Genomic DNA, 16,747 nt, shown 5'->3' with positions numbered 1-16,747 from the left:
ATAATAATGGCCTCCAAAAGCGTGGGGGCCATTACTTGCGTTTTGACCGCGCTGTGTCGCGCAAACGCCGTGAATTCAACCAAAATTTGGGGGATGGACCATGACGCAAGCGCCTGAAAACGGTCGCCGTTTTAGCGACGAGGAGTTGCAAGACCTTGTCGCCAGCACCGATTCGGGCGGGCGCGAGCCGGTAAACCGCAAGGTGGCGCTGCTGATTGCGAGCGTGGCCTTTCTGTGGTCCATGTTTCAGGTCTGGATTGCCGATCTGCAATTTCAGTTCGCGCAATACATCCCCGGCGCGCGGGTGATCGGGTCGGACCAGACCCGGCCCATGCATTTGGCCTTTGCGCTGTTTCTGGCCTTTCTGGCCTATCCGGCCTTCAAGAAATCGCCGCGCAAGCACATTCCGATCTTCGATTGGATACTGGCGATCGTGGCCGGGGGCTGCGCGTTTTACGTTTTGTGGTTCTCGCGTGAGATTTCGGACACGGCGCGGGCCGGTCTGCCAACCCAAGGCCAGATTTGGGTGGGTGTGGTCGGCCTTGTGCTGATGCTGGAAGCTTCGCGCCGCGCGCTTGGCCCTGCGCTGACCATCGTCGGCAGCATCTTTCTGGCCTATAGTTATTTCGGCACGGGTTGGCTGATCCCCGACCTGATCGCGCATGAGGGCCGGTCTTTTGATGCCATCATCAACACGCAATGGCTGTCCACCGAAGGTGTGTTCGGCATTCCCTTGGGTGTGTCCACGGCGTTCGTGTTCTTGTTCGTGTTGTTCGGCGCGCTTTTGGACAAGGCGGGCGCGGGCAATTACTTCATTCAGCTTGCCTTTGCCGGGTTGGGGCATCTGCGCGGCGGCCCTGCGAAAGCGGCGGTTGTCGGCTCTGGCGCGACGGGGCTTATTTCGGGCTCGTCCATCGCCAATGTGGTCACGACCGGCACATTCACCATACCGCTGATGAAGCGTGTGGGCTTTACCAGTGAAAAGGCCGGCGCAGTCGAGGTGTCATCCTCGGTCAATGGCCAGATCATGCCGCCGGTGATGGGGGCTGCGGCCTTTCTTATGGTCGAATTCGTTGGGATTTCTTATCTGGAGGTCATTAAGCACGCCTTCATCCCGGCAATCATTTCCTATATCGCGCTGATCTACATCGTCCATCTGGAAGCGCTGCGCAACGGCATCCCGGCCTTGGGGCAGGGTGGCTCGCTGCTGGTCATGCTGGGCAAGGTGGCCATTGGCTTTGTTGGCGCGGGCGCTGTGTTTTATGGCGTTATACTGGGTGTGAACGGGTTACGGGCGGCGGCGCCCGCGCTGTCGGCCCCGATCATTCTTGCCGCGTTGGCGGCACTCTATTTTGCGTGCCTGTGGGTCGCCAGCCGCCGCGATGATCTGGAAATGGATGATCCCAATTCCGAGGTCGTCAAGCTGCCCAAGATGAACGAGGTTTTCCCGACGGGTCTGCATTACCTTCTGCCCATCGTGGTGCTGGTCTGGTTCCTGATGGTGGAACGGCAGTCGCCATCAAAATCGGCTTATTTCGCTGTGCTGATGATGGTGTTCATCATGCTGACACAGCGGCCCATCAAGGCGCTGTTGCGCGGCGAGGGTGATATGATGCGCCATATCCGCGCCGGTGTGACCGACCTGATCGATGGTATGGTGACGGGTGCGCGCAACATGATCGGCATTGCCGTGGCCACAGGGGCGGCGGGCATTATCGTGGCCACGGTCACGCGCACGCCCATCGGCACCGAATTGGCGGGGCTGGTAGAGCTTTTGTCCATGGGCAACCTGTTCCTGATGCTTGTGCTGGTGGGGTTCTTCTCGCTTGTGTTGGGGCTTGGTCTGCCAACCACGGCGAATTACATCGTGGTGTCGTCGCTGATGGCGTCGGTCGTTGTCACGCTGGGTGCCAGTGAAGGGCTGATCGTGCCCTTGATCGCGGCGCATTTGTTCGTGTTCTATTTCGGGCTGATGGCCGATGTCACACCTCCGGTAGGGCTGGCCAGTTTTGCCGCGGCCGCCGTGTCGGGGGGCGACCCGATCAAGACCGGCTTTACCGCGTTTTTCTACAGCCTGCGCACGCTCGCGCTGCCGTTTCTGTTCATCTACAACCCGACGCTTATTCTATATGGTGTGGACCTTGGCACCACCGCGGGCATCTTGCAGGCGGTGTTCATCTTCGTGATTGCCACCTTTGCCATGCTGCTGTTTGCCGCCGCCACGCAGGGCTATTTCCTTGCCCGGTCCAGACTATGGGAATCGGCGGCGCTGCTGCTGGTGGCGTTCACGCTGTTTGTGCCCAACTTCTGGCTGGACCGCATCCAACCCCCGTTTGAAGACCGGCCCGGCACCCAGTTCGAGGACGTTCTGGAAAATGCCCAACCGGGTGAAGAATTGCGTCTGTTCATCGAGGGACCGGATTTCAACACCGGCGAATTACGCTCGACAACCTTGCGCGTGATCGTCGATGACACCCCCCCGGCGCAGCGCCTGACCAGCACGGGCCTGTTCCTTATGCCGTCCGAAGACGCAGTTGCGATGGATGAGCCGATGTTCGGCACACCCTATCAGGACCGATTGGGTGATTTCGACTTTTACGCCGAACGTCCGGTGCAGCTTGTGACGGTTTCGGTCGAAGCCGACCGCTTGCCGCAGCAGATTTTCTTCATCCCGGCCCTGCTATTGTTGGGCCTTGTCATCTTGCTGCAACGCCGCCGCCAAACCCAGCCAGCCTTCTAGTTGGCGGGATTTTACCAGTCTGGGCCGCAGTTTCGTTAGTTTCTATGGTGTTGCGGCCCGGTTTTGGCTATAGACATTGGAACAGCGCTACAAAGCGCGGCTTGCGGGGGTAACTTGGATGATCCGGTCGGAACTGATCCAGAAAATTGCGGAAGAAAACCCACACCTGTTTCAGCGTGATGTCGAACGTATAGTTGCCACCATCTTTGATGAGATCACCGAGGCGCTTGCGCGCGGTGAGCGGGTGGAGCTGCGCGGCTTTGGGGCATTTTCCGTCAAGAAGCGCGATGCCCGTGTCGGGCGCAATCCGCGCACCGGCGAAAGTGTCGAGGTGGCCGAAAAGGCTGTTCCATTTTTCAAGACCGGCAAGCTGCTGCGCGACCGGCTCAACGGTATCGAGGAGTGACCCTATCATGATGGCCTATCTGCGAATCGCTCTGTCGGCGGTGCTGGCGATCCTTCTGGCAACGATTGCGCTGGCGAACCGTGATTTCGTGTCTGTGCAATTATTTCCCGAAACCATCGGCAACCTGATCGGGTTCAATTTTGGCTTTGGGCTGCCGTTGTTCATCTTGCTGGGGCTGGCGATCGGGCTGGGCCTTATGCTGGGTCTGGTCTGGGAATGGCTGCGCGAACACAGTTACCGTGCAGAGGCCGCGCGCCTGCGCCGCCGTGTCGCCGCGCTCGAGAGCGATCTGGAAAAATTTGAAAAAGCCGCTCCCTCTGTCGCCCAGAAGGACGATGTTCTGGCGGTTCTGGAAGCGAAGTAGCCCGGCATGACCGCGCCCCGCGTCAAGTTCTGTGGGCTGACCTCTGCCGAGGATCTGGAGGCGGCCGCACAGGCCGGAGCCAGCTATGCGGGGTTTGTGTTTTTCCCCAAATCCCCGCGTAACCTGTCGCTTGACGCGGCCCGCGCGTTGGCATTGGTCGCGCCCGTGGGGTTGGCCAAGGTTGCGCTTGTTGTTGACCCGGATGACGCCGCGCTGGACGCGATCCTTGCGCAGGTGCCCATCGACATGATCCAGCTTCACGGCGCAGAGCCGCCCGACAGGGTCGCAGCCTTGCGCGCGCGCCACGGTTTGCCGGTGATGAAAGCGGTCGGGATTGCAAGCGCCGCAGACCTGCCCAAACTTGCAACATACGAAGCCGTGGCGGACCAGATTCTGGTTGACGCCAAGCCTGCCGCAGGTGCTGACCTGCCCGGCGGCAATGGATTGGCCTTTGAATGGCGCTTGATCGCCGGGCGCGACTGGGTGCGACCTTGGATGCTGGCAGGCGGCCTGACGCCCGACAATGTGGCAGACGCGATCCGCCTGACCGGCGCGCAACAGGTGGATGTCTCCTCTGGGGTAGAGGCCGCGCCGGGGGTCAAGGATGCGGCCCGAATGAAGGCTTTTGTGCAGGCGGCGCGTGGCTCAGCGGCCGCGTGACCATTCCTTGCCCGAAAAGGGCTGGCCCATGCGCACCAACAGGATAACGATGCCGTAAACCGCAAATCCCCAAGGGTCTGCCTTTGCAAGCGCAAGAATGTCCGGGCGGGCCTTGTCCTCGTTCTGCAACAGGTCCGGGAAGCGTTTGGCGATCTCGCGCGTGCCTTTGTCCTGACGTCGGCGCACGCGCACAAGCCGCCCCAATCCCTCGACCATCGGCCAAGTATAGCAGGCCGCGATCTGACTCCGCTCTGATGGGGCGAATTGCAGGCGCACGAATGTGTCATCGGCGATAATATCGGGAAACTTGGCCCAGCGTGCGCGCCCGGCGGCATTGACCGCGAACAGCCCGAATCCCGGCGCTTGGCTGCGATTGAACGGCACGTTTTGCCAGAATCGCGCATAGATGCGGGTCAGCCGACTTTCGGACCTTTCAATCAAAGGCGTGCCAGTCGCGTAGCGGGGCGCATCGGTGGCCAGCTCGGCCACCAATTGCCCCAGAAGCGGTCGACTGACCCGCACATCGGCATCGAGGTAGATGCGGTAACGGCCGATCGCCGCGACATCGCCCGCGTTCAGCGCCTTGACCTTCGATCCTTCCGCAAGGTCCAGCACTTTCAGCGTCCAGCCGCGTTCAGAGGTCGCCATCTGGTAGCGCCGGGCGACTTTGACCGTGTCATCGGTGCAGCCATTCGCCACCACGACCAGTTCCAGCGCATGACCGGGCACCGGGTCGCTGTCGAGCAATGCCGCCAGACATTGGCCGATATACGCGCCCTCGTTATTGGCGGGGATGATGACGGAAATGACAATACTCATGGCGCAACCTGTCTGGGGTCGAACCCGACCAGCGCATCCCAGCGCGGATTGTGGTCGGTCAGGTGCCGCAACACGCCGAAACTGCCCCAGCGGCCCGGCGCGCGAATATCGGTGAAATGCGCGAACATCCCGCCACCGCCGCGCACCCATCCATCCAGCAACATGGTATACAGATCACCCATCCCCTCGGAATAATTCACGTCGATGAACAGCGCGTTCAGCGCTTCGTCCTGCATATGCGGGCCAACCCCGACCAGATGCGTGCCAGCTTCATAGGCGACAAGCTCCAGCCCCCAGCGATCGGCCACCGCGCGATGATGGGGCAGGTCGGTGTTCAGAAAGGACGTGACCGTGTTGCGCGGGTCGCCGCTGATGCTGCCATCGCGCAATTCTGCGATCAGGCGGGGGCGCAGCATGTCATGCGCGCGGGTCTGGGCAAACGCCGTCAGGTCGTCACCGGACAGCCCTTGCGCGCGGCCTTCTTCCTCGGCCAGCGCAAGCGCGTCACGCAGCCAGCCACGAGTCATCTCGATTTTCTCGTCATTGCCCAGCAGGCCGCTGAAATAGCCGGTAATGGCATAGGCGTCGAACAATCTGGGCGGCGCGGGATTGGCGGGGTTTTCGGCCTGCCAGCTTGGCGCGGTCAACTGCTCTTCCAGCCCATGCCAGCCGGTTTGCGTGGCCAGCACCCGCACCAGCCGGTCGCGCTGCCCCTCAAACACGCGGTCGAAGATTTGAACCATCTGTGCGGCACGCATGGCGTTCCATTCCTGCCAGCGATTGCCGTCCCCCCAGCGCGCTTGCGCTTGCTCGCGGGCATGGGTGGCTTGCGGGAAGGACCAGTTCCATGTCTCGTTCGAGAATTCGATCCAGGCGCGCAAGCCGGGGTCCAGGTCTTCGTGGATCAGGCTTGCCATGCGCGCGATCATGTCGTCGCTGGCCAGATGTGGAATGGTGAACCACGGGTCTGTCGCGGTCTCGTTGGCCAGCCGGATCATCACCTCCAGCGGGACACCCGCGCCTGTGGTATAGGTATAGGCACCGGGCAGGGTGCGTTCGTCCCACTCGGCCCATGTGGTGTAATTGGTGTTCATCCATTCCATGAAGCGAAACAGCGCCATCCCCTCGACCCGTGCCAGCCAGTCGGGATTGAACATGTCGCCCGCCTCATGCGCGGTGACATGGCGCTGATGCACAACAGCGATATCGCGGATCGGATTGTCCGGGTCGATGTCTGAAACCTGCAATTCCACAAGGCCGGGGCCGGGCGAAAAACTGAACCAGATTTCATTCGGGCCAAGCCGCCGTGTGCCGCCCACGCGACCGGTAATCGTAACATCGGCCTGTCCGGACCATGTAACCCGGTAATTGCCCGCCACGCCGCCCGCATCCTCTGCCAGGTCGACCAGCATCAGGCTGGAGAAGGCGGTGGCCCCATTGGGCAGGCGGCGCGGCCAGCCTTGCGCATCCACCGCGCCCAAGCGGCGCAGATCGGCATATTCGAACCCGCCCCACTGGCCCGCGCGATGCGCGATCCAGGGCCGTGCATTATGCGCTACATTGATAAAGGGGCGCTGCGGCTGGTAATCGCGCAGTTCTGTCAGGTTCATGCCCAGCCAGCGTGGCGCGCCGGCGTCGCGCGGCGAAAGATACCCCTCGGCCCAAGCTGCAACCGGCATTAGAAGTGAACCAAGCAGGCCCAGCCAGCGCATCAGCTTTCCCCCGCCATTTGCGGAACCCCGGTTGAAGGCGTGCGGCGCACGACGTCCCAGGCCACTTGCTGCATAAGTGCGGCCACTTCGGGCGCAGGCGCTTCGGCGGCCGTGCCATCAGCGCGCTGCAAATGGTGCGGCAGGCCGCGCGGATCGGCATGGTAAAGCGTGGCGTAATGCACCAGCGCGATCAGGTAGGCCGCCTTGTCGCTGGGGTGAATGTCGTCGCGCGCGCCGGATTCGGTCAGCGTGAAAAGCGCATCGGTATCGGGCATGCCCGGCAATCCGCCGCGCGCCTGTAATTCGCGGGCAAATGCAGCCATGGCACGGCCTGCCGGGATAACATGGATCGTGCCCACGCCGGGATAGGCTTTGGCCTGTGCAAGGATCGTGCCTTCCCACAGGGCTTCGGCGTCATGCTCTATCCGGTCCAGCCAGTTCGCGGCATTCAGATGCTGGTGCCAGGTTTCATATTTGTAAACCCGTATCTCAGGTGCATGTTTTCTGGCAAGTTGCGTCCAGAGCGCAGTATAGCGCCCCGAATCATGCCAGCGGATGGCATCTTGCAGGTCGATCATCTCTGTCAGCACAAGCGCATTATAGCTGCCGCTTTCCAAGGCGTCCTTGGCGGGACGATGCGCGGGGGGATGGTTCATTGCATCGAAGCCCGGAATCGGTTCTTCCGGCTCCCAATGGGTGCGCAGGCTGGCCCCCCAGCCAAGCTGGCTGTTGTAGAACGCCCTCGCATCGCCCGCAGCTTGGGCCAGTTGCGTCACAAAGGCCGGAATATCGGGACCGATCAGGCTGTGGCCAAGGTAATAGATGCCCAGACCCGCTGCCGGTGCGGGCAGGGGTGTGTCGTAATGCGCCAGCCGCGCGCTGCGGTCCAACGGGGCCGGTGCACGCGTCATGTGCCACAGCGCCCCACCGGCAACGCATAGCAGGCCAGCCAGCAGGAACAGGCGTTTCAGGTCGAGTCTCATGCCGCCACTCTATCAGGTTCGACGTCAGATTGCCCAATGAATGCGGCAATTTTGCGGAAAGACCATTTCGCTGCGGTCATCTTACTGTGAACGACCGTGCCGGAACCTGTGGCGGACGGCGTGTCCCACGAAAATCACATTGCCGATGAGATAGCGCCGGAACATGCGGCGCGGTTCCAGTCCCAGCCGCCAGAGCCATTCCAGCCGCGCGCGGCGTAACCAGAGCGGGGCGCGTGTCACCCGGCCCGACAGGAAATCCAGCAGCGCGCCCACCCCCATCAGGAAGCGTGGGTGCAGATGCGCGGCGTTCTGGGCCAGCCAGATATCCTGATGCGGCACGCCGGTTGCCATCCAGACCATATCGGCGCCGCTGGCATTGATTGCATCGATGGTGGCGCGCGCATCGCGCAAGCCGTCATAGCCATCGCAGGTGCCAGCAATCTCCAGTCCGGGCGCAAGGTTCTGCAACCGGGTCGCGGCGCGCTCGGCCACGCCCGGCCTGCCGCCCAGCAAAAACAGCGACAATCCGCGCCAGGCCAATGCGCGTGCAAGGTCCGGCCCAAGGTCGGTGCCATTCAGATTATCCTGAAATTGCGCCCCGTGCATTCTGGCCGCCAGCTCCAGCCCCGCGCCATCGGGCAACAGCATGTCCGCGCTGTGCAGGGCGCGACGATAGGTGGGGTCGGTCATGGCCACGTTGACGCAATGGGCGTTCACAAAGGCCACCCGTGCGCGTGGTTGTGCCAGCAGCGCGTCAATGGCCTGCGTGCGGCTTGTAGACACAAGGTCCAGATCAAACAGGCGGATACTTGGTAAAACGGGCATGGGCAGGTTTGGTCCTGTGGCGGCAACAGCCTATAGCGGTAGCCAGCCAGCCCCTTGGGTTCAAGCAAGAACGCGCGGCGCGGCTTGAAACCGGGCAGGCCTGTGCGTCTTGGCGGCGCTTCAGAGAGCAGCGCAGGCGCCATCACGCGTTCCGCGTTGCCCGTCTGACACTGACCTGCGGCTTACCCGGCTTTGCCCATCCATGCCTGTCGCCGCGCGGTGATTGACCAACGCGATACGACGATCAGGCCGCTTCGGGCGTGACAAGCCTATGCGCACCGGGTTGGCATTGCTGCGGCAAATGCGGCCCCTCAAGTTGCAGCAACTGCTCCAAGCCGCTATTGCAATCGGTCAGGTCGGACAAATACAAGTCATCCAGCGCGCCATAGAACGCATCGACCGCGCGTTTCAGATGCTTGCCCATGCGGCAATGATCTTTCAGCGGACAGGTGTTAGTGTCCGAAAAACACTCGATCAGGGGCAGGTCAGCCTCAAAAGCGCGAAACACCTCGCCCACGCCGATCGAACGGGCCGCGCGGTTCAGGCTGAACCCACCATGCCGCCCGCGCTGCGTGGTGATGAACCCGTCCTGTGCCAGCTTGTTGATGACCTGCGCCAGATGGTTTTCCGACGCATTGATAACGCGCGCCACATCCTGCTTGCGCACCAGCCGATCAGTGTTGACGGCGCAGACCATCAGGGTGCGCAGGGCAAGGTTGGTTCTCGTCGTCAGACGCATGCTTACTCCTCTGGGGCAGGATCGCGCCCCCGGTTCTATTCATATTCCCTGCACATATCTTACCCGCCCCGCGCGCGCCGCGACCTTGATCGAAATCAAAGTTTGCACCTGGCGATTATGGCAATTTGTCGCAGAACCGATTCACCTTTACAGGCTTGATCGTGTAAATATATGAATGTATAGATGTATGGAATGTATCCATATGTATACCGATTCAATGAGGACGAGATGAACAGATTTGAACTGGGACAGTTAAGCCGTCGTGGATTTATCAGCCTTGCAGCAGGTGGCGCTGCGCTTGCGACCACCGGTGCCTCTGTAACGGCGCAAACCGTCAAAACATCGGCGCGGATCGTGATCTTGGGCGCGGGCGCGGGTGGGGCGGCGATTGCCAATCGTCTGGCCGACCGGTTGGATGGCGCGCAGATCACCATCATCGACGGCAGGGCGCAGCATTGGTATCAGCCCGGCTTCACGCTGATCGCAGCGGGCCTGAAGGGCGCGAATTACTCTGTCAGTCAGACAACCGACTGGTTGCCCCGTGGCATCAAATTCATCCCCGATTACGCCGCAGAGATCGACCCGGAGGCAAACCGCATCACAACGCTCGGCGGGGAACGGGTGGAGTATGATTATCTGATCGTCGCCACCGGCTTGACGCTGGATTGGGATGCGGTCGAAGGGTTCGACCTGTCACAGACCGGCCCCGACACCGGCATCACCGCGCATTATGCCGGGCCGGAAGAAGCCGCGAAAACCTGGGCCGCACTGGACAAGTTCACCGACCAAGGCGGCGTTGGCCTGTTTGGCCGCCCTGCGACAGAAATGAAATGCGCCGGCGCGCCCCTGAAGATCACCTTTCTGGCCGAAGATATTGCCAGCCGCAAAGGCAACCGCGACAAGGTCGAGCTGGTCTATAACTCTCAGGCGCAAAACCTGTTCGGCGTGCCCGTGGTGGACCACCGCGTGCGCCAGTTATTCGATGATCGCGACATCACCTATCGCTGGAGCCATGTGCTGAAAGCCGTCGATGCGGGGGCGAAAACCGCGACCTATGCCACCCCGGATGGCGATGTGACCACCGCGTTCGATTTCCTGAACGTCATCCCGCCGCAGCGCGCGCCGCAAGTTGTGCGCGACTCTGGCCTGTCATGGGCCGATAAATGGACGGATCAGGGCTGGATAGAGGTTGACCAGCAAACCCTGCGCCACCAGCGATATGCCAATGTCTTCGGTATTGGCGACATTAACGGTGTGCCAAAGGGCAAGACAGCCGCCAGCGTGAAATGGCACCAGCCGGTGGTCGAAGATCACCTTGTCAGCGAGATCGCGGGCCGCGAAGGCACCAAAACCTTCAACGGTTACACGTCTTGCCCGCTGATTACCCGCATTGGCCGCGCCATGCTGATCGAATTCGACTACAAAAACCACCTTGTCCCGTCCTTCCCCGGCGTCATCGCACCGCTGGAAGAGCTGTGGGTGTCGTGGCTGATGAAAGAAGTCGCGCTGAAAGCCACCTATAACGCCATGCTGCGCGGGCGCGCCTGAGACTGCCGGGGCAGGGGGCTGCCGCCCCCGTGCGGCTGTCGCCGCACTCCTCCGCGAGTATTTGAGGCAAGATGAAGCCTGCTAAAGGAGATTGAGACATGGAAGAAATGACGTTTGGCACCATTCTGGCGGTGTTTGAGGAAATGTTCGGGGCCGGTCTGTTCTGGGCCATGGTCGTGGTCGCTGCGGTGATCACCGTGGGTTACATCTATGTGCTGATCCGCGACCGCGAAATGTCGATGCGCAAGTTCCTGCTGGCGCAACTCTCCATGCCCATCGGGGGCATCGCGGCGGTGTGGTTCGTTTTGTGGATTACCCGCTCGGGGATGCAACACATGGGCGGACCAATTGACGCGCTGCTGCTGCTGGGGATTTTCGGCGCGGGTGCGGTCGGCTTCGCCATTCTTGTTTATGTTGCGCAATCGTTGGTGCGCGGCAAGCAAGTGGACAACTAGGAATATCACGGGCAGCGCGCGCCTCCCCGCAATGCTGCTCCCGTGGTTTTGGCCCGCGCTCCTCCCAGGCGCGGGCCGTTTTCGTCTTGGCAGGGGCGGGGCGCGGCGTTAGGGTCGCGTGCATGACCTGCTTGACCATCACCCTGTGCTGCTGCATTTGCCGCTGACGGCTTTGGCGGGTGGTTACTGGTATCTGATCCCTCCCGCCACGGCGCTGCGCCCGAGAGGATTAGATGACCGAGATTACGCTTCACAACACCCGCACCCGCCGGAAAGAGGCGTTCACGCCTTTGGACCCTGACAATGTGCGGATGTATGTCTGCGGCCCCACGGTCTATGACCGTGCGCATCTGGGCAATGCGCGGCCCGTGGTGGTGTTCGATGTTTTGTATCGGCTGTTACGCCATGTTTACGGCGCGGATCACGTCACCTATGTGCGCAATTTCACCGACGTCGATGACAAGATCAACGCGCGGGCGCGGGATATGCAGGCGAAGGGCGGGGGCGACCTGAACGCCATCATCCGCACGCTGACGGATGAGACGATCGACTGGTATCACGCCGATATGGACGCGTTGGGCGCGCTGCGGCCCAATATGGAGCCGCGCGCGACCGAGTATATCGGGCAGATGGTGGGTATGATCGAAGGGCTGGTGGCCAAGGGCCATGCCTATGCCGCAGAGGGGCATGTGCTGTTCGATGTGCGCTCTTATCCCGACTATGGCCGCCTGTCGGGCCGCTCGGTCGATGACATGATCGCGGGCGCGCGGGTGGAAGTGGCGCCCTACAAGCGCGACCCGTTGGATTTCGTGCTGTGGAAGCCCTCGGCGGCGGATGAGCCGGGGTGGGACGGGCCGGTCTGGGAAGGAAAAAGCATTGGACGGGGGCGTCCGGGGTGGCATATCGAATGCTCGGCCATGGCGGATGAGCTGTTGGGCGCGTCGTTTGATATTCACGGCGGGGGGATCGACCTGCAATTCCCGCACCACGAGAACGAGATCGCGCAATCCTGCTGCGCGCATCCGGACGGAGGCTTTGCGCGCTATTGGCTGCACAATGAAATGGTGCAGGTCGAGGGCAAGAAAATGTCCAAGAGCTTGGGCAATTTCTTTACGGTGCGGGATTTGTTGGAGCAGGGCTGGCCGGGCGAGGTGATCCGGTTTGTGATGCTATCGACGCATTACCGCAAGCCGATGGATTGGACGGAGGAGAAGGCGCGGGAGGCGGAGCGGGTGCTGCGCAAGTGGTATAAGCAAGCTGACCGGGCACTCGACAATGCCGAGCCTTACGTTGCGGTTGTTCAGGCTCTGTCAGATGATCTCAACACCTCTGCCGCGATCTACGAATTACACCAGCTTTCGCAGGCAGATGATGCTCCAACACTGCGCGCGAGTTTGCGTTTTCTTAGACTGATGAACGATAGCACACCAAATTGGGCACATGCTCCTTCTGTCGATCTGTCCAATCTCACTTCGAAACTGGCGACATTGCGCGACGATGCGTTGACAAAAAAGGATTTTTCACAAGTCGATACCATGAAATCCGCGCTGCTCAATGCGGGGGTCGAGGTCCGAATGTCGAAAGCAGGTGTCGAACTTGTTCCAGGCCCGGATTTCGACCCCTCCAAACTGGAGGGCCTCGAATGATCTTCGCAAACAATAGCGTAGCGCCCGGCCCGAGGGTGGGGGCGATTTCGCCCCCGCGTCGCGCCAAAGGCGCGCACCTTCGATGCGACGGGGCGGGTCGGGGGCGAAGCGGGTCGCAGGCGACCCGCAAACATAGATTTCTAGCGGTCGCGCGAGAGGGCGAAACGGGCTTTGGGGCTATATCCAAACCGCTCGACACAAAAGCGACACCCGCCCCGGGCTTGACCCGGGGCCTTGCGGCCAACTGCCAGGCCAACCCAAAGGCCCCGGGTCAAGCCCGGGGCGCGGTGGGCCCATGACCCGCGAGCGCCTATACCTCTACGATACCACCCTGCGCGACGGCCAGCAAACGCAGGGCGTGCAGTTTTCGACCGCTGAAAAGCACCAGATTGCCGCCATGGTCGACCAGCTTGGCATCGACTATATCGAAGGCGGCTGGCCCGGCGCGAACCCGACCGATTCCGAGTTCTTCGCAAGCCCGTCCCAGACCAAAGCCACCCTCACCGCCTTTGGCATGACCAAGCGCGCGGGGCGGTCTGCGGAGAATGACGACGTGCTGGCGGCTGTCCTGAATGCGGGCACGAAAGCGGTCTGCCTTGTCGGCAAGACGCATGACTACCATGTCACCCATGCGCTAGGCATTTCGCTGGAGGAGAACACGGACAATATCCGCGCCTCTGTCGCGCATTGCGTGGCGCAAAGCCGCGAGGCGCATTTCGATGCCGAGCATGTCTTCGACGGCTACAAGGCCAACCCCGATTACGCCTTGCAAGCCATCCACGCCGCCCATGACGCAGGCGCGCGCTGGATTGTGCTGTGCGATACCAATGGCGGCACGCTGCCCAGTGAAATCCGCGCGATTACCGAAGCGGTCATTGCCAGTGGCATCCCCGGCGACCGCTTGGGCATTCATTGCCATGACGATACCGGCCAGGCGGTGGCCTGCTCGCTGGCCGCCGTGGAAGCGGGCGCGCGCCAGATCCAGGGCACTCTGAACGGGCTGGGGGAGCGGTGCGGCAATGCGTCGCTGACCACGCTGATCCCGACCTTGGTGCTGAAACCCGCCTATGCCGACCGGTTCGAGACGGGCGTGACCCCGGACGCTGTGCGCGGTCTGTTGCGCATTTCGCGCAAGCTGGATGATATTCTGAACCGCGTGCCGCAGCGCAGCTTGCCTTATGTCGGCGCCTCCGCCTTCGCGCATAAGGCCGGGCTGCACGCCAGCGCCATCGCCAAGGACCCCAGCACCTATGAGCATATCGACCCGGCACAAGTCGGCAATGCGCGCATTGTGCCCATGTCGAACCAGGCCGGGCAGTCGAACCTGCGCATGGTGCTGGCCGATATGGGGGTGGCCGTGGCGCGCGATGATACGCGCCTTCCAGCCATTCTGGACGATATCAAGACGCGCGAGGATGCGGGCTATGCCTATGACAGCGCGCAGGCGAGTTTCGAGTTGCTGGCGCGCCGTGCTTTGGGGCAGGTGCCGGTGTTTTTCGAGGTCAAGCGCTACCGCGTGACCGTCGAGCGGCGCAAGAACAAGTATGACCAGATGGTGTCCTTGTCTGAAGCCGTGGTGGTCTTGAAGATCGGGGATGAGAAAAAGCTGTCCGTGTCGGAATCGATGGATGCCGAAGGCCATGATCGGGGGCCGGTCAACGCGCTGGCGAAAGCTCTGGCCAAGGATCTGGGGCCGTATCAGGGCGCGATCGACGATATGAAGCTGGTGGATTTCAAGGTCCGCATCACACAAGGGGGGACAGAGGCCGTGACCCGTGTCATCATCGATTCCGAGGATGGGCAGGGGCGGCGCTGGTCCACCGTGGGCGTGTCGCCCAATATCGTCGATGCCAGCTTCGAGGCGCTTCTCGACGCCGTTACCTGGAAACTCTTGCGCGATGGAGTGCGCCCATGTCCGACCTGACCGAGGACGAAGCTTTCCTGACGCTTTATGCCGATCTGGCACGCGAAGGGCCGGGGGCCTCTGCCGATCTGGGCTGGGCGCTGTCAGTGGCGGGAACGCCCGCCACAGCGCGCATTTGCGATGCGGGCTGCGGGTCGGGGGCCGATACGCTGACGCTGGCCAAGGATCGCCCGCAGGCATGGATAGATGCCGTGGACAAGATCGCGCAATTCGTGGAGGCCGCGCAAAAGCGGGTCGCCCCTTTCGGTGACCGCGTGCAGGTGCGCCAAGGCGATATGGCTGCGCTTAATGGGCCGTATGACCTGATCTGGTGCGCGGGCGCGATCTATTTCATCGGGATCAGCCAAGCGCTCAAGGCGTGGCGCCCTGCCTTGGCCACGGGCGGGCGCGTGGCGTTTTCGGAACCGTGCATGTTGCCGCGCCCGTCGCAAGCCGCGCGCGCGTTCTGGTCGGCGGAATACCCGCAGATCACCGATATGGCGGGCATCCGCGACCGGGTCGCCCAGGCAGGCTACCGGGTTCTGGGCGAGAATATGCAAATTGGCGCAGCTTGGGAAAACTATTATATGCCAATGGAGCGGCGCATCGCCAGCTTGCGCCCCAGTGCCAGCCCGGCGCTTGCTGCCGCTCTGGACACCGCAGAGGCAGAGATCGCCCGCTGGCGCGCGGCGCCGTCAGAGATCGCTTATGCCTTGATGGTCGTCGCTCCCGAATGACGGATGCGCTGGAAGATAAGGTTGCAGCGTCCGACCCGGACCGCTTTGCGGCAAGCCTGACCGCATCGCCACAAGAGCGCAGAAAGCTGTGGGTGCTTTACGCCTTCAACCTGGAAATTGCCCGCGCGCCTTATCTGACGCAAGAACCGATGATTGCGCAGATGCGGCTGCAATTCTGGACCGATGTTCTGGATGATATTTCGACAGGCAAGCCGCCGCGCGCGCATGAGGTGGCCGACCCTTTGGCCGCCCTTTGGCGCGACCATGCTTTGCCGGTAGAGTTGGGCCATCAGATGATTGCCGCGCGCCATTGGCACATTGACCGCGCGCCATTTGCTGACATCAACGCATGGCTGGCCCATATCGACCAGAGCGCGGGCAACTTGATGTGGCTGGCCGCGCGCGTGCTTGGCGCGCAGGACAGCGCCGAAGCTGCCACCCGTGCCATGGGGCGCGCCAGCGGTATCGCGCAATGGCTGCAAGCCGTGCCAGCCTTGCAGGCGGCAAATCGCGCGCCGATTCCCACCGGCACTGATACGACCCAGATGGCGCGCGCCGGGCAAGAGGCGCTGGCCCAAGCCCGCAGCGCGCGCCGAACGGTTCCCAAAACCGCCGCGCCCGCGCTTCTGGCGGGGTTTCAGGCCGGGCCGATCTTGCAACAGGCCGTCCAAGACCCTGCGCGCGTCGCAAAAGGCGCGCTTGGCACGTCAGAGTTTCGTCGCCGGGGCACGCTGCTGTTGCGCGGGCTATCACAGCGCTGGTAGTGCCGTCCAGTTCGCCTTGCCAAGCCCCATGCCTGCCAGTAGTGTGCGCGCCAAATCCGGCCCCGTTTGGGGCCTTACTTTCATGCCCGCGCGACGGGCCGTAACCAGACAGGAGCTTTCATGTTCGTCACACCCGCTTATGCGCAAGATGCCGGGGCCGCCGGTGGCCTGATTTCGATCATCCCATTCGTCCTGATCTTCGTCATCATGTATTTCCTGCTGATCCGTCCGCAGCAAAAGAAGGTCAAGGAACATGCCGCAATGGTCGAGGCGCTGCGCCGCGGCGATCAGGTTGTCACGCAAGGCGGCATTGTCGGCAAGATTTCCAAGGTCAAGGAAGATGGCGAGGTCGAGGTCGAGATCGCCGAGGGCGTGCGCGTGCGGGTGCTGAAACAGACCATCGCCACGGTAATGTCAAAAACCGAACCGGCGGCCAAAGAATAATC

16 protein-coding genes are annotated in these 16,747 nt (G+C 62.0%); 11 read left to right on the top strand and 5 right to left on the bottom strand.

Annotated elements, in window-relative coordinates:
* The first annotated feature begins 100 nt into the window (after nt 1-100).
* The 4 genes from M3N55_RS11390 to M3N55_RS11375 all read left to right on the top strand — a co-directional run bounded on the left by M3N55_RS11390 (nt 101) and on the right by M3N55_RS11375 (nt 4,170).
* Entirely contained in the window at nt 101-2,740 is a 2,640-nt protein-coding gene (locus tag M3N55_RS11390; protein WP_249059020.1) for a TRAP transporter permease, read from the top strand.
* 76 nt (nt 2,741-2,816) lie between these two features.
* A complete protein-coding gene (gene ihfB, locus M3N55_RS11385; protein WP_283163952.1) occupies nt 2,817-3,146 on the top strand; it encodes an integration host factor subunit beta in 330 nt (109 codons plus the stop codon).
* Between the two features lie 7 nt (nt 3,147-3,153).
* Nucleotides 3,154-3,510, top strand: a complete 357-nt coding sequence (locus M3N55_RS11380; RefSeq protein ID WP_249059007.1) for a lipopolysaccharide assembly protein LapA domain-containing protein — start codon at nt 3,154-3,156, stop codon at nt 3,508-3,510.
* A gap of 6 nt (nt 3,511-3,516) precedes the next feature.
* Nucleotides 3,517-4,170 carry a phosphoribosylanthranilate isomerase gene (locus tag M3N55_RS11375; protein ID WP_249059005.1) on the top strand — a complete coding sequence of 218 codons (654 nt, stop codon included), beginning with the start codon at nt 3,517-3,519 and terminating at the stop codon, nt 4,168-4,170.
* On the opposite strand, the gene M3N55_RS11370 is transcribed toward M3N55_RS11375, so the two are convergent.
* The 5 genes from M3N55_RS11370 to M3N55_RS11350 all read right to left on the bottom strand — a co-directional run bounded on the left by M3N55_RS11370 (nt 4,156) and on the right by M3N55_RS11350 (nt 9,248).
* Nucleotides 4,156-4,989: a glycosyltransferase family 2 protein gene (locus M3N55_RS11370; protein ID WP_249059001.1), complete on the bottom strand. Its 834-nt coding sequence runs from the start codon at nt 4,987-4,989 to the stop codon at nt 4,156-4,158. The genes M3N55_RS11375 and M3N55_RS11370 overlap by 15 nt on opposite strands.
* On the bottom strand, nt 4,986-6,701 hold the full coding sequence (locus tag M3N55_RS11365) for a hypothetical protein (RefSeq protein ID WP_249059000.1): 1,716 nt from the start codon (nt 6,699-6,701) through the stop codon (nt 4,986-4,988). The genes M3N55_RS11370 and M3N55_RS11365 overlap by 4 nt, the downstream gene beginning before the upstream one ends.
* The gene (locus M3N55_RS11360; protein WP_249058999.1) at nt 6,701-7,684 is read right to left on the bottom strand and encodes a hypothetical protein; all 984 of its coding nucleotides are present in this window, start codon (nt 7,682-7,684) and stop codon (nt 6,701-6,703) included. Before M3N55_RS11360 ends, M3N55_RS11365 begins: the two co-directional genes overlap by 1 nt.
* 81 nt (nt 7,685-7,765) lie before the next feature.
* Nucleotides 7,766-8,509, bottom strand: coding sequence for a WecB/TagA/CpsF family glycosyltransferase (locus tag M3N55_RS11355; RefSeq protein ID WP_249058997.1), 744 nt, complete (start codon nt 8,507-8,509; stop codon nt 7,766-7,768).
* A 244-nt stretch (nt 8,510-8,753) separates the two neighbouring features.
* Nucleotides 8,754-9,248 (bottom strand): RrF2 family transcriptional regulator, encoded by a 495-nt coding sequence (locus M3N55_RS11350; RefSeq protein WP_249058996.1) that lies wholly within the window; start codon nt 9,246-9,248, stop codon nt 8,754-8,756.
* Between the two features lie 228 nt (nt 9,249-9,476).
* On the opposite strand from M3N55_RS11350, the gene M3N55_RS11345 reads away from it, so the two are divergent.
* From M3N55_RS11345 to yajC, 7 genes are all read left to right on the top strand, one after another.
* Nucleotides 9,477-10,796 carry an NAD(P)/FAD-dependent oxidoreductase gene (locus tag M3N55_RS11345; protein ID WP_249058994.1) on the top strand — a complete coding sequence of 440 codons (1,320 nt, stop codon included), beginning with the start codon at nt 9,477-9,479 and terminating at the stop codon, nt 10,794-10,796.
* A gap of 98 nt (nt 10,797-10,894) precedes the next feature.
* Nucleotides 10,895-11,251, top strand: a complete 357-nt coding sequence (locus M3N55_RS11340; RefSeq protein ID WP_249058993.1) for a DUF5368 domain-containing protein — start codon at nt 10,895-10,897, stop codon at nt 11,249-11,251.
* A gap of 233 nt (nt 11,252-11,484) precedes the next feature.
* Entirely contained in the window at nt 11,485-12,897 is a 1,413-nt protein-coding gene (gene cysS, locus M3N55_RS11335) for a cysteine--tRNA ligase (RefSeq protein WP_249058991.1), read from the top strand.
* A gap of 295 nt (nt 12,898-13,192) precedes the next feature.
* Complete coding sequence (cimA, locus tag M3N55_RS11330; RefSeq protein ID WP_249058989.1) at nt 13,193-14,821, top strand: citramalate synthase; 1,629 nt, start codon at nt 13,193-13,195, stop codon at nt 14,819-14,821.
* Nucleotides 14,809-15,537 carry a class I SAM-dependent methyltransferase gene (locus M3N55_RS11325; RefSeq protein ID WP_249058986.1) on the top strand — a complete coding sequence of 243 codons (729 nt, stop codon included), beginning with the start codon at nt 14,809-14,811 and terminating at the stop codon, nt 15,535-15,537. Before cimA ends, M3N55_RS11325 begins: the two co-directional genes overlap by 13 nt.
* Complete coding sequence (locus M3N55_RS11320; protein WP_249058983.1) at nt 15,534-16,301, top strand: squalene/phytoene synthase family protein; 768 nt, start codon at nt 15,534-15,536, stop codon at nt 16,299-16,301. Before M3N55_RS11325 ends, M3N55_RS11320 begins: the two co-directional genes overlap by 4 nt.
* Before the next feature lie 120 nt (nt 16,302-16,421).
* Nucleotides 16,422-16,745 (top strand): preprotein translocase subunit YajC, encoded by a 324-nt coding sequence (gene yajC / locus M3N55_RS11315; protein ID WP_249058982.1) that lies wholly within the window; start codon nt 16,422-16,424, stop codon nt 16,743-16,745.
* The last annotated feature ends 2 nt before the right edge of the window (nt 16,746-16,747 follow it).

The organism is Roseinatronobacter domitianus, from assembly GCF_023336755.1.
Lineage (GTDB): Bacteria > Pseudomonadota > Alphaproteobacteria > Rhodobacterales > Rhodobacteraceae > Roseinatronobacter > Roseinatronobacter domitianus.
The sequence above is the reverse complement of the archived record's forward strand: the minus strand, read 5'-3'. Positions and strand labels throughout refer to the sequence as shown.